Annotated in this window: 11 protein-coding genes and 1 riboswitch; of the genes, 6 read left to right on the top strand and 5 right to left on the bottom strand. The window is 42.5% G+C overall.

Annotated features, from left to right (window positions below; translation table 11 throughout):
* Positions 1–71: 71 nt before the first annotated feature.
* Complete coding sequence (locus tag JMY00_RS03375) at positions 72–3137, bottom strand: insulinase family protein (protein WP_201579130.1); 3066 nt, start codon at positions 3135–3137, stop codon at positions 72–74.
* Between the two features lie 296 nt (positions 3138–3433).
* Between JMY00_RS03375 and JMY00_RS03370 the strand changes: the two genes are divergently transcribed.
* Both JMY00_RS03370 and JMY00_RS03365 read left to right on the top strand, forming a co-directional pair.
* Positions 3434–3895 carry a universal stress protein gene (locus JMY00_RS03370; protein ID WP_160023545.1) on the top strand — a complete coding sequence of 154 codons (462 nt, stop codon included), beginning with the start codon at positions 3434–3436 and terminating at the stop codon, positions 3893–3895.
* Positions 3896–3994: 99 nt separating this feature from the next.
* Positions 3995–4456 carry a universal stress protein gene (locus JMY00_RS03365; protein WP_057761630.1) on the top strand — a complete coding sequence of 154 codons (462 nt, stop codon included), beginning with the start codon at positions 3995–3997 and terminating at the stop codon, positions 4454–4456.
* A gap of 116 nt (positions 4457–4572) precedes the next feature.
* Here JMY00_RS03365 and JMY00_RS03360 read toward each other — a convergent pair whose 3' ends face one another.
* Positions 4573–5508 carry a LysR substrate-binding domain-containing protein gene (locus JMY00_RS03360; RefSeq protein ID WP_201579129.1) on the bottom strand — a complete coding sequence of 312 codons (936 nt, stop codon included), beginning with the start codon at positions 5506–5508 and terminating at the stop codon, positions 4573–4575.
* 220 nt (positions 5509–5728) lie between these two features.
* On the opposite strand from JMY00_RS03360, the gene JMY00_RS03355 reads away from it, so the two are divergent.
* Positions 5729–6850: a YeiH family putative sulfate export transporter gene (locus JMY00_RS03355; RefSeq protein WP_201579128.1), complete on the top strand. Its 1122-nt coding sequence runs from the start codon at positions 5729–5731 to the stop codon at positions 6848–6850.
* A gap of 240 nt (positions 6851–7090) precedes the next feature.
* On the opposite strand, the gene JMY00_RS03350 is transcribed toward JMY00_RS03355, so the two are convergent.
* Positions 7091–7300: a cold-shock protein gene (locus tag JMY00_RS03350; protein ID WP_045453470.1), complete on the bottom strand. Its 210-nt coding sequence runs from the start codon at positions 7298–7300 to the stop codon at positions 7091–7093.
* A 243-nt stretch (positions 7301–7543) separates the two neighbouring features.
* Entirely contained in the window at positions 7544–7966 is a 423-nt protein-coding gene (locus JMY00_RS03345) for a YbaN family protein (RefSeq protein ID WP_201579127.1), read from the bottom strand.
* A gap of 431 nt (positions 7967–8397) precedes the next feature.
* Here JMY00_RS03345 and JMY00_RS03340 point away from each other — a divergent pair, with 431 nt between their 5' ends.
* The gene (locus JMY00_RS03340; protein ID WP_201579126.1) at positions 8398–9228 is read left to right on the top strand and encodes a hypothetical protein; all 831 of its coding nucleotides are present in this window, start codon (positions 8398–8400) and stop codon (positions 9226–9228) included.
* Between the two features lie 273 nt (positions 9229–9501).
* Positions 9502–9618: riboswitch (TPP riboswitch) on the top strand.
* Between the two features lie 172 nt (positions 9619–9790).
* Positions 9791–10687 (top strand): ABC transporter substrate-binding protein, encoded by an 897-nt coding sequence (locus tag JMY00_RS03335; protein WP_201579125.1) that lies wholly within the window; start codon positions 9791–9793, stop codon positions 10685–10687.
* 109 nt (positions 10688–10796) lie between these two features.
* Here JMY00_RS03335 and JMY00_RS03330 read toward each other — a convergent pair whose 3' ends face one another.
* On the bottom strand, positions 10797–12095 hold the full coding sequence (locus JMY00_RS03330) for a VWA domain-containing protein (RefSeq protein ID WP_201579124.1): 1299 nt from the start codon (positions 12093–12095) through the stop codon (positions 10797–10799).
* Between the two features lie 125 nt (positions 12096–12220).
* Between JMY00_RS03330 and JMY00_RS03325 the strand changes: the two genes are divergently transcribed.
* Positions 12221–13132, top strand: a complete 912-nt coding sequence (locus JMY00_RS03325; protein ID WP_201579123.1) for a DUF262 domain-containing protein — start codon at positions 12221–12223, stop codon at positions 13130–13132.
* Positions 13133–13202: the final 70 nt, after the last annotated feature.

Here is a 13202-nt window from a genome sequence, read left to right as displayed (position 1 = left end):
ACCGCAAAAAGCCAAGCATGATGCTTGGCTTTTCTGTGCTTAACTTTTAATCAAAAATAAACCTAATTGTCTTAGCTCTTTATTCTACAAACCTCAAAACCAAGACCTTTTACCGTCTCTTCTTTGTCGTAAGGCGCTAGTACTGCACGTACATGCTTTTGCCCTTGTAGATATTGCTTAGCAACGCGCTGCAAATCAGCGACTGTCACGGCCAATATTGACGCACGCATTTTGCGCTGCCAGTCGACACCGCGATGATGTAGATTTGCAAAGCAGGCTTTGATTGCTTCGCCTGCAGGAGAGCCTGGCTTATCCATGCCTGAGATAATACCTAAAATAGCTTCTTCCAATTGCTCATCGGTCTGTGGCTCGTTTAATAACCACTCGATACTGGCTTCAAAGTGAGCAAAGGTCTCAGCACATTGTGGATCACGATAGCTAAAGAATTTAAAGGCACAAGCGTTGGCATCGTAACCTGCACCGCCACCGTAGGCACCGCCGCGCTCACGAATCGCACTGTGCAAATAACCGTTACGTAAGTAAGGCGCTAATACCATGAGTGCAGGGGTATCAGGATGGTCAGCAGCAGGTACAGTATAAGCACTGGCATTGTGATATACGTTGGTTGGTACTAGCCATGCTAGATCTGCAACATCAAGCGCTACCCCGTTTTCTAATGCTTTGACTGTATCAGTCACACCATTCAATGCATTATCTAATTGCAGATTTGCAAACTCACTTGGGATATTTGCTGCTGCGTTGGTTAAATCATTAGAAGCGGTCGTCGCTTGGCTGTCTTTCCAGCTATCAACGATTAAACTACTTAAGCGTTCGGTTTGCTCTGCTTCACAGATAATAACGGCATGCTTAGGCAAACTGATCAGACGTTGATGTAAATCCATCAAGCTCGTAGCCAGTTGATCCCACTGAGCATCATCTGTACTAGCATGTGCCAAGAAATCCTTAAGCGCGTTCAATGCTGGTAGACCGCTGCGCACATATTCCAACTGCGCTTGGCGACTCATGCCACGACTAGCTGTTTGCATGGCATAAGAGTGACCAGATCCTGCAAGGTTTGACTGCCAACCCGCTTGACGCTGTTGCAAGATTTCTTTGATACGGTCATGCTCAGAAAAAATACTGTGCTCCATGACTTCTTTGAGCAAATCAATCGCTTCAGGTTTGCGATTTAGCGCACGCGTTGCCACGACAAAGTAGCTGCTAATTGCTTGGCTATCATCGACGTTGGTACGCTGGCTGATACGAGCGGTCACACCAGAAGAATGCGCTGCTTGCTTAGCTTGCATCTCATGAGCACTAAGCGAGTCAGTACCTAGCTCAGACAATAGACTTAAATAAATAGGCAACAATGGATGATTGATCACATCATTGACGGGTAGCGCATCTGCGTTCGCATTACCAATCGCATCGGTCAACGGTATGATAACTTGATAGTAATAGATGCCATTGGTGCCCGCTTCATACGCAAATAGCGTGCTGTCTTGCCCGCTCAAACACACCTGCTTTTGCGTGCCTTCTTTAAAGCTAATATCCGTTGGCACGTCTTCTAAACCAACTTTTGGCAATAAGCTTAAATCATCTGGCGCAGCTTGACGTGCAGCCAAATCTAAGGCTTGTTGCTTTAAAATAGCTTTGTCATCAGCAGTCAAATCCATCGCGATAGTATCCAAACGAGTCTGCTCAGCTGCTGCCAAACGGGCTGTTTTTTCGCTATCAGGGGTCATCGTTACGCGTACACGATGCTGATTGTCCAATAGATGCGTTTTAATTAAGTTCGGTAGCCACTGTGGATCGACGACTTGCTCACGTAGCCACTGTAGGTGCTCGTCTACTTCCCAAACATCGATAGGGTTGCCATCATGAATGGCAGTACTAAACCCTTCTAGCATCAAGTTCAGACCATAAGGAATGCTATCGCCACCAATGTGACGCTGATCAATCTCAATCTGATGCAGAATGGTTTCGATTGTCTCATCATCAACTGGTGAATTGGCTACTTCGGTCAGTAAGTCGATAATACCCTGCTCTACCGCTTCGGCATGTTCAGGGTTAGAACCGCGCAGTCCCGTATAAAAGACCATCTCATAATGACTGTCATCAAGACCCAATAGTGGACTTGGCGCTTTACCTAGTGGATGGCTATCAAGATAAGCACGCAATGGCGAGCCTGCATGCTCAATCAATACGCCTTCTAATAGACGCAATGCTAAGCGCTGCTTAGGATCGGTAATCGATGGTAGTAACCAAGCAACCACGTGATGCGTCTGATCTGGGCCTGCTTCGTCAGCAGTATAAGTATCAACCGCACTGATTGGTGCAGACAAACGTTGCTCTGGACGCGATACATGCTTCTTGCCTGCTTCAAATTGAATCAGAGCATCTTCGTGTATTTTCGCTTGCGTCTCGGCAACAGGAATATTACCGAAGCTCATGATGACGCTGTTTGACGGATGATAATGGCTCTGGTGAAATTCGGTCAGTTCAGTGTGCGTCAAGTCAGGGATATCAGCAGGATCACCGCCTGAATTATAATGATAGGTCGTCGTTGGGAACAGATGATGAGCAACCGTATGATATAGCTGATCAATCTCGCCACTCATCGCGCCTTTCATTTCATTAAAAACGATACCTTTAAACTGCGGCTTATCATTTTCGTCAAGCTCCACGCGAATGCCTTCTTGGGCAAAATCGAGCGGATGGATATTCGGGAAAAACGACGCATCTAGATAGACAGCAAGCAAGTTAAAGTAGTCATTTTTGTTTTGCGTCGCATAGGGATAGGCCGTCCAATCAGCGGCGGTCATCGCATTCATAAACGTATTTAACGAGCGTTTAATCATTGAAAAGAACGGATCACGCACTGGGAATTTGTTCGAACCACACAATGCCACGTGCTCTAAGACATGCGCCTCGCCTTTTGAGTCCATTGGCTGGGTGCGAAAACCGACCAAAAACGCATTTTCATCACTTGGGTGTGCCAAATGATAATGCATCGCTCCTGTTTTTACATGCTGACTGATCAGCACATCCATCGATAGCGCCTCAATATGGCGATGCTCAATCAGCTCAAATGCTGGATGCAAGGTTAAATCAGCAGTAAATGGCGTGTCCGTCATAGTTATCCTTATCGCTTATTATGCGTATAGTGCCCTGACTGTCAGGGAAAATAGAGTAATAAATTGGCTAAAAAAGAGTTGGCTTAGCGCTATTAGTGGGGCTGCGACATGGATAAGTCAAGGCAACAGCCATGCAATAATCCACCACATAATCTACGCAGCTATCAACTTTAGCTATCAGAGCCTTAAAGTTACAAATTTATAAATACCCACAATTTTATTATGGATTTATTGCTTAACAAAAACAGCCTGCACTGCTACTATAAAGTTAACTATTAACAGGAGTGGAGTACTTTATGAGCTACCAACACGTTTTACTGGTCACTGATTTGCTATCCGATGCGGACAAAGTGGCGCTAAAAGCCAAGCGTATTCTCGCAGGCTCTCCTGAAGCCAGACTGTCTGTCTTGCATATAGTCAAAGATGACATGGTTCGCTTCGGTTACGAGCTCGTGCCTGCCTCTAGCCTATCAGGTGATGTCGATAGTGAGAAGTGGCAAGAAGCAAGGGCGAAATTAGCGCAATTTTTGGCACGTAACGGGCTAGAAGCAATCAACTCTGAGGTCACCGCTGCTATCTCTAATAGCAAAGGTATCATTAACTATTGCCGTGAAAAAGACGTCGACTTACTTATCATTGGACGCCATGAGCGCCATGGTATTGCCGCTTGGCTGGTAGGAGCCACTGCCGACAGTATCTTACCAAATGTGCCTTGCGACAGTTTAGTGGTGAAGCTTGATCAGCCTGTCTTGGAATAATTGGCATTGCTCTCATCCGCTGCTAAAGACGACAAGCTTTACTTAACAGCGCCCTAGAGTAGTGCTATAGTAAATACTATCTGACATGAGGAAGACGCTATGAGTTACGAACATATTTTACTGGTCACCGACTTACTCTCTGATGCAGATATAGTCGCCCAAAAGGCCAAGCGCATCGTCGAAAACCGTCCAGGCTCTAAGCTATCTGTTTTACATATTGTCAAAGACACCATGGTTGGCTTCGGCTATGAGCTGGTGCCTGCCTCTAGCCTATACGATGAGATTGATGATGAACGCTGCCAAGAAGCGCGTGCAAAGCTAGCGCAATTCCTTGAACGCAATCAGCTAAATGCAGCAACGTCAGAAGTCACGACTGCTATCTCTAGCAGTGAAGGTATCGTCAGCTACTGTCATAAACATGATGTCGATCTATTGGTCATCGGACGTCATAAGCGTACGGGTATAGCTGCATGGATCAGTGGGGCAACTGCGGATAATATCTTGCCCAATGTACCTTGCGACAGCTTTGTGGTGCGACTGGACAAGCCTGTTTCAGCATAACAATATACTTTGATTGTCTTATATTATTAAAGAATCTCTAAAAGAAAGCGCAGCGTAACTTTTAACGCTGCGCTTTTTTATGGTTAATAGGTTTTAGGTTAATCCAAACTCATTGCTTAACCCTGTTGAATAATATCTATAAAGGTTTGCCAAATAGGACTCTGGTGACGGGCTTTATGCCAGACTAGCCACCATGTCCTTGATAAATCAATTCCCGCCACGTTCACTTGTACCAACGTCCCTGTCGAGAGTTCCGTCTCAATCACATGCTGCGATAGACAACCAAGACCAATATCTGCACTCACCATGTGCTTGATGGCCTCGGATTGATGTATCGCCTTCACCACTTCTGCATTAGGTAGATACTTAAGCAATTGCTCATCGATAATCTGCCGTGTGCCTGACCCTGCCTCGCGCACCAGTAACGGCAACTGCGCTAGCTGATTGATACTTAGCTGATAGCAGTCCTTATCTTGGCTATAGGTAGCTATACCCTTTAGCCACTTGCTATCACGCTTGGCAAATATCATTAGCGTATCGGTACGCCATTTGTGCTGCTCAATAACTTTCATATCTACCGGACGCGGCATTCCTTCTACCAGCGCGATATCGATATTTAGTTGCTCAACCTCGCTAACTACCTCTTGAGTATTGGCAATATACATATCGACATTGGCATCGGGTAACGCCTCATATAGCTTACCAAGTAAAGATGGCAGCACGTAATTGCCAATAGTGGTGCTGGCACCGATATGAATCTGTTCTGCTTGATACTGATGATAATGCTCAAGCGTGAGCGACTGACCCAAGATAGCCTGTGCCTGTATATAAATAGGATGGGCATTAGGGTGTTGATTAAGCCTGCGACCGACGCGCTCAAATAGCGGCATCTGTAGTCTAGACTCCAGCTCTGTCAGTGCGCTACTGACCGCTGATTGTGATAAATGCAGCTCCTCACTGGCACGACTGGTGCTACCTGTCTGATAAATACTGACAAAAACAGCAAGCTGCTTAAGCGTAATCTTTGGCACTGTCTGCACAGATTTTTTCATGATACTGATAATACCTTATGTCAGTTTTTGCGCTGTTTTATTCGTGACGTTTGTCTTTTTTGATGCTTATGCGCGGTACATCGACTTCTATCATAAACTTTAACCTAAAAAATCGATAGCTTATATCTTATTAATCTGTTTTTATTATAAATATAGCAGGCATATAATGTCTATTCATAAGCTTATGCTTATCTTAATATAAGTAATAGGATGCCGCGTCATGCACACACTCGTCCAATCAGTCAGCAACTCCGTTCATAACTATACCCCTAATCACCTTCACTTGGCGGGATTGGTAGTCGTTCTGATTGGTAGTTTGTTTTGCTTATGGTTGGACAGCAGTTTGGATATCTGGTCAAACGGGCATATCGTTGGACTATCCTCTTTAACGCTAGCAATTTTGCTAGGTATGATCTTAGGCAATACTATCTATCCCAAATTCACTGAACGTTTAAACAGCGGCGTTTGCTTTTCCAAAGGTCAGATACTGCGACTTGCAATTATGTTTTATGGGTTTAAGCTAACCATGACGCAAGTTGCGAGCGTCGGTATGCCAGCGATTATGACGGATGCACTGGTACTGACATCAACTTTTTTGCTGACCTATTGGTTAGGTACTAGGTGGTTAAAAGTCGATAAAGAAACGGTGATTTTGATTGGCTCAGGGGCAAGTATTTGCGGTGCTGCTGCCGTCATTGCCGCAGAGCCAGTGGTCAACGCGCAAGCTCATAAAGTCACTATCGCCGTGGCAACTGTGGTGGTGTTTGGTACTATCGCGATGCTGCTCTATCCTTTTTTATATCATCTTGGTTGGTTACAGCCTTGGCTCAGCGCCCAGCAGTACGGCATGTACACTGGCTCAACCGTCCATGAAGTAGCGCAAGTCGTAGTCGCAGGTAATGCAATCAATACCGAGATTGGTGATACCGCGGTCGTGACCAAAATGATACGCGTCATGATGCTCGCGCCTTTCCTGCTTGTGTTATCGTTTGCGCTAACCAAAGATCGCACCGTAGATAGTGCAGCTGTAGAAGAAGATAATAAAGACGAGACAGCGTCATTTATGACCCGTGTCAAACAAGTCAAAGTGCCATGGTTTGCGTTTATCTTTATCGGCATTGTGTTGATACATACGTGGGTGCCAATGTCTGAGAGTATCGTACGCAGTATGGTGATGCTAGATGATGTGTTACTGACGATGGCTATGTTTGCGCTAGGTCTGACCACTCATCTAAGTGCAATTAAGCAAGCTGGCGTTAGACCGCTTATCTTGGGTGCTATTATGTTTGGTTGGTTGATACTGGGCGGTGGTCTGATCAATATCGGCATTAGCTTTATATAATAATTCGACTGTTCATTTTTAGCTTATTACTTCATTGCACAACATAAAAGGCCTCTAGTTATAAATAGCTAGAGGCCTTTTTGCATTGGTCGCGGTCTAATATGATTAGTTAAAATCTTTCGAATAAGACCTCTACTCGCTTAAGTACTCATATCTTAAATACCAAATCGCAGACGAAAAAAAACGAACCCGAAGGTTCGCTTTTCTACATCTATTCATCTATCTGTCTATAAAGACAAATTAGATAGCAACGATGTTATGTGCTTGTGGGCCTTTTTGGCCTTGAGTTACAGTGAACTCAACTTCTTGGCCTTCAGCCAAAGTTTTGAAACCTGAACCAGTGATTTCGCTGTAATGAGCAAAAACGTCTGCGCCAGTTTCTGGAGCGATGAAACCAAAGCCTTTAGCTTCGTTGAACCACTTAACTGTACCTTTTTGAACGTCTGACATAGTATAATCCTACTTTTAAATTTATTAATGGTCTAGTGACCGGTAACGCTTGCAAATAGCTACTGAACGATAAATATTAAAACGAAGGATTATAACTAATACTACGAGGTAATGATTTGGTGCAGAACTGCTCTTAAGCTTGGGCGTATTATAAGGGGTACATCCCAGTATCGCAAGTCTTATCTCATGTTTCGTGTAACCAGAGCCGTTTATTGGCTGATTTTGGCGCAAATTGCAACGGATTTAAGCATTTGGTAAACGGAACAAATATATCGCCACCCCACTACAGACAGCGGCTACCGCCCATGCCATCCACATCATATCGGCAGGCAAACGATAAAATAACATAATTGTCGATGCTGCCATCATAATCGTCGCTAAACACTTGGCATAAAGCGGAACAGCATGATTTTCTTCCCAGTCACGGACGAATTTACCAAAGTATTTATGATTAATCAGCCAAAAATGAAAACGTCGAGAACTGCGTGCCCAGCAACCTGCTGCTAGCAAGATAAAAGGCGCGGTAGGCATCACTGGCAACAATATACCGATAATACCTAAGATAAAAAACAACCAACCAAGCGTCACAAAGGTCCAACGCAGCATTGGGCTGTTGGATTGATCGGTCTTGGGTCGGTAATAGAACGTTTTTTTATTGTCGGTCATGAAGGTCGTATCATGTTTTTAGTAAGTGAAATACGAGGAGCAATATCGATAAACGCTATTAATATCAGTCCAAATTAAGCATTTATCATGCATTAGACCTTATATACAAACAAGATTACTTTTGCGTTTTTAGTTTGTCTTTTGTGTCATGTATAAGATTTCGCCATATATCAATAATCATTAATGATCTATTTATTTAGTAGATATTTGTTTGATATAAATACATAATCTATAAAGTTTCTAAATAGTGTCTTTATGTAACTTATTATGAATGTACATTTCATTAGATTTTTATTTATAGCTAAGTATTAAGAGTATCTCAGGGTTATCTCCTTAAGCGTTATCTCTTAAAATGCCTCTTTGCTTGCTGTTTATTTAATCACTGTTTATGACTGCCTCTTCTCATATCTGTACTACTTATTAGGATTGTTATGATTCAACTTTCTACAAAAACAGCTACCCTATCTCTTGCTTTAGCAGTCACCGCAATCTTTAGTGGTTGTGCAACTACTACTAACCCAGAGGTGCGCTCAGCTTACGACCAAACTCAGCAGTCTTTAAAATCTGAGCCTGTCAGTATTATTAGTGATGGTTGCGTTATCCGCATAGAAAATGGTAATAATGACATCATGTTCCAACAGTCGGATAGTGCTTCTCGTGCTATGGCGCAAACTGTCAAATCTAAACTAGTAGAAAAAGGGGTCAAAGTTAATCATATTTCATCCCCTTTTATATGCGGAGCACGTACTAAAGAGATATTGACCAAGATGGATATTGTATTAACCGACGGTGCCGAAGAGCAACCTAATACTGACTATCCTGTCTTGAGCTCAATCAATACCTTTGACTCAGTAACCAATAAAGCTTATCAAGATCTGTACAAGGCTTTAATAGTCAGTAGAAAAGCAGCTAATGATGATCCTATAGATTATCCAGACTTACTCTTAGATAGTAAGAGCCTGCAAATCATCAAAAAAATCGAAGGTGCGAACAAGATATTTGTCGTATTGGCTGATGGTGCGCAACCTTCAGTAGGTGCAAGAGTAGCGACTGGTGCAATAGGCATGTTAGGTATGATAACTGGAATCTCTAATATGGATATCCTAGTCAAATCACAGAATTACGGCATTTATCTGATTGATTTGGAGACCAATCAACTTAAATGGAGCAAGGTTGGTGACATCGAGGGTAATATCTTCAAAATGCCAGTCGATAATAGCTACGTTTTGCCGAAAATGCTTGATCCTTTATATGCCGAATAATTATCTAATTGTCTGTAAACACTAGATCATAAAAAACCGCTCACAGTCACACTGTAAGCGGTTTCTCTGTTAGCAGTAATCGTTTGATACGGTTATTTTTTTATCAATTCTGTTTCACGTGCTTCTTTTAGTCATGTGTAGTCAGTTTACTGACCTGTCCAAAATCTTGCATTAACTCTCACAGGTCGTCTATGATGACGCAGTAGCTATCGATAATAGCCTTTCGCAGTACGGATTCATTAGCGGTACTGATCGAAAATAATGCAATACCAATCAATCTTGTCGGGGTGCTTTGATTTAACGCTGTAGACACAGCCCACATCATCGCTGAGACACACCCGTGAACCTGAAGCAGTTAGCACTGACGTAGGAAACAAGCGTGACACGCCCTCAGAGGTCTATAAATAAGAGCAGTCTATAGATGACGTACTGATAGTGTTGACCATATCAAATACCGAGCATCTGACAGTTAGCATCGAGACTTCACTTTTCTTATTTGGCCTTTCTTGTTTTACTTAATCGTATCAGTCTGATTGTTTTCTATACTTAAAAGGGAACAACCATGCAGCCGACCACCAAACTTACTCTGACCCTCGAATGGTTTTTAAACCCTGATCATCTGCCCTTTATCGCTGGTGTGACCACGGGCGCATATGAGCAGGCAGGGCTTGATATCACCATTATCGAGCCAGATGATCACTATGATGGCTTTGCCGAATTACAGAACCAAAGTATCGATCTACATGTCAATGAGCCTATCCACCTGTTTGAGCATTACGCGCCTAATCTACGCGCACTAGGCTGCTTTTTTGAGACCGATGGCGGCATATTGATGCAACGCGCTAGCATGGATAAATTAAAAAACAATCAGCCGATTCGCATCTGCACCCCTGCCGCTGAAGAAAAAACCAATCGTATTGGCTTTGAGATATTGGCTCGCTATACAAAGAAAAACGGCTTTAGTATCAGCCGTGATAATGTGAGCTTTGTACAAAAAGACTTTTATCATATAAAAAATCTGCAAGAAGACCCAAGCCTAGATGGTGCATGGCTATGCTTTTATAACTTTGAAGGCGTTGAAGCAACTCATGAGGGTTTAGAGTTTGAGTTTATCGATCAGCATCTGTCACCTTATCCTAACTTTTCGGCGTTAGAGATTCTGACAACGGATGAGATCTATAGCGCGAAAAAAGATGCGATAGATACCTTTATCCAAGTGACCAACCAAATGACGGAACTGTGCAAAAACGAGCCAGAGACTGCCCACCGTATGTACTACGACTATAGTAAAACCGAAGCGGATACTCTGATGGATGCCATCATTGATAATACGCTGGGTAGATTAGTCACGCCGATTACGCCAAGTGCGAGCAAATGGGAAGAACTGCGTGAGATGCTAGCCGAGATCGATATCGTGACCTTGACTGATGAGCAGTATCAGTCGCTGTGGGCGCTATAGGTATTCTATAAGTTAAGATATTTTAAATAACAAAAAACCGCCATAGTGTTTACTGTGGCGGTTTTTTATTGAGCTGTAATCGAATAATGAGGTTAACGCAGTCATACTTTTATAGTGAAGTGACTATACCAAGTTGCTTGGCTTCTTTTAGCCACATTGGAAACTCTTCTAGCATGTTTTCATACAACGCTTCTTCGCTGATATCATCCAAGTCATCGAGTTCAAAAAAGTCGCAATTATCAATCACGCGCCCTGTCATGTCGTCTAGTTTTTTTAGGATGCCATAAACACGACCACCTAAGCCCACAAATTGCCAAAATATCGGCAGTTTCGCGGCTTCCGTCATGACTCTCGTGATACCGCGATTGTCATTCACCCCGCCATCACTGATAAATAGCACGTAGACAGGCACATCCAAGCCGTCCTTTTGATAAAACTCCGTCACAGCTTTCATGACCTCTGCTTCGTTATTAATGCGCGGGCCAAGTGCCCATTTGCGCCAGCCGCCATGAGCGTTGTTAATGAAACCGTCATAATTGCTCAGTCCAATCTCGCCCAAATACTGCGGATCTCGGGCAAATGCCCAGCAGTCTAGCGCTTGGTCGTCATCGAAGTTCACTGCCAATGGTAATATGCGATTGACTACTTCTTGCACGCGGCCTTTTTTGTACTGTCTATTCATTGAGCCTGAGGCGTCTAGCACCAACGCCACTTTTGCCGTTAATTGTTGTAATTGGCGTTTCTCAAGCGATATCGTGGCTTTTTTAGCCAGATTGACCAGTTTTGGGGCTTTGTCTAGCATGACCTTTTCTAGCGATGGTTTTGCTTGCATTGGCGTGGCGGTCGTCTCTGCTGCTTGTGGACTACTCTCTTCTACATCACCACCAAAATGCTGCACGATGGCAGCAAGTCCACCATTAAAACCTTGCGCGACGTTAGATACCCGCCACACACCACTCTTACGATAAAGCTGCATCAGCATACTGGCTTGCTGCTGGGCAAAGTCTGCTGCTTGATATTCTGCCTGCGCCTTTTGCGATTGCTGCCAAATGCCAATCTCTAACGATTGAATTTGATTGAGCGGTGTGTCGGCTGATAACACAAAAAAAAAGCTGTCTATATTAGTCGCCAGTTTGGATAAATTCACCTCAAACTCGGCTTGGATGCCTTTACTCGCTGTTGGCTGCGACTCGTAATGGGTGAGCTTGATTTGCCCGCACGGTGAGGTTGGCTGATTATAAAACACCATGTAATCATCATTGATCAGTTTGCCCGCTGCGTCTAAGGCAAAGCAGCTGATATCAATCTCTATCGGACTTTGGCGAGTGAACTTAAGCGTGATGGGTACGGTATCGTCAATAGTAAGATTGCCTAAAGGCGCGCGTTGTCCGACGGTGAGATAGTTCATGGTTTTCCTTAGTACAATTAGCATTATTTTATTAGATTAGAATTTTGATTTCACTTATTACATTAAAGATGTTATTTGCTACTATATCCATATTAACAAATAAATTTTAATACTAGGTAAACATCATGCTTGTAGACAACTTAAAAGACATACAAAATAAGGCTAAAGAGCGAACAGTTAAAACTCAAAACATTGAATATGATCTAGAAACTTTAGTGAAAAAAATAGATAAAAGAATTATAAAATTAAATCCTGATTATCAACGAAAGCATAGATGGACTCCAGAGTACTCTTCCAGACTAATTGAGAGTCTGATTCTAAACATACCAGTACCTCTAATTTATATATCACAAGATGTAGACGTAGATGATGAAGTTGACGAAGGAATAGCTCGCTATTCTGTTATAGATGGTCAACAAAGACTAACTGCGATTTATGAGTTTTTGAAGAACCAGCTTGTATTAGTTGGATTAGAAGTATTAGAAGAATTGAATGGTCTTAAATATAACCAACTACCCCCTTTCTTAATAAGAAGATTAGAAGAAAGGACAATACGTTGTTTACGCATTGATTCGACAATAGACAATCAAGTTAAATACGATATTTTTGAACGATTAAATTCAGGTTCTGTAAAACTAGAGCCACAAGAGCTTAGAAATGCTACATGCAGAGGACCTTTTAAAAAACTGATTAAAGAATTAGTAAAGAATAAGTTTTTTGTATCTGCAACGAACCTCTCGGAAGGCAAAGTAAAAAAGATGGAAGATGAAGAATTAGTTCTAAGATTCTTTGCTTTATCTTATAGAAACGGTTATACACAATATAAAGGTTCATTTAAAAACTTCCTCACTCAAAAGATGATAGATTTTAATGAACTTGAACCTGATCAACTTAGTTATATGAAAAAATATTTCATAGATACATTCAAAATAATTGATAATTCAAATATTGATCTGCCATTTGCTAAGTTCAAAAGTAAGAACAATCAACTAGTTAAAATGTCTAACTTTAATGTTGCTGTATACGACTCTCTATAGTCAATCCAAAATAAAAGAAGTACAACCCATATTATGAAATAGTTTAGGTAGATTATTCTCCATCCAACCT

Source organism: Psychrobacter sp. Pi2-52 (genome assembly GCF_904846705.1).
GTDB lineage: Bacteria > Pseudomonadota > Gammaproteobacteria > Pseudomonadales > Moraxellaceae > Psychrobacter.
This window is presented reverse-complemented; position numbering and strand designations above follow the sequence as displayed.

Bases quoted from the DNA above. Each gene is read 5' to 3' on its own strand.
- JMY00_RS03375 (WP_201579130.1), bottom strand. From the start codon at position 3,137: ATGACGGACACGCCATTTACTGCTGATTTAACCTTGCATCCAGCATTT.
- JMY00_RS03370 (WP_160023545.1), top strand. From the start codon at position 3,434: ATGAGCTACCAACACGTTTTACTGGTCACTGATTTGCTATCCGATGCG.
- JMY00_RS03365 (WP_057761630.1), top strand. From the start codon at position 3,995: ATGAGTTACGAACATATTTTACTGGTCACCGACTTACTCTCTGATGCA.
- JMY00_RS03360 (WP_201579129.1), bottom strand. From the start codon at position 5,508: ATGAAAAAATCTGTGCAGACAGTGCCAAAGATTACGCTTAAGCAGCTT.
- JMY00_RS03355 (WP_201579128.1), top strand. From the start codon at position 5,729: ATGCACACACTCGTCCAATCAGTCAGCAACTCCGTTCATAACTATACC.
- JMY00_RS03350 (WP_045453470.1), bottom strand. From the start codon at position 7,300: ATGTCAGACGTTCAAAAAGGTACAGTTAAGTGGTTCAACGAAGCTAAA.
- JMY00_RS03345 (WP_201579127.1), bottom strand. From the start codon at position 7,966: ATGACCGACAATAAAAAAACGTTCTATTACCGACCCAAGACCGATCAA.
- JMY00_RS03340 (WP_201579126.1), top strand. From the start codon at position 8,398: ATGATTCAACTTTCTACAAAAACAGCTACCCTATCTCTTGCTTTAGCA.
- JMY00_RS03335 (WP_201579125.1), top strand. From the start codon at position 9,791: ATGCAGCCGACCACCAAACTTACTCTGACCCTCGAATGGTTTTTAAAC.
- JMY00_RS03330 (WP_201579124.1), bottom strand. From the start codon at position 12,095: ATGAACTATCTCACCGTCGGACAACGCGCGCCTTTAGGCAATCTTACT.
- JMY00_RS03325 (WP_201579123.1), top strand. From the start codon at position 12,221: ATGCTTGTAGACAACTTAAAAGACATACAAAATAAGGCTAAAGAGCGA.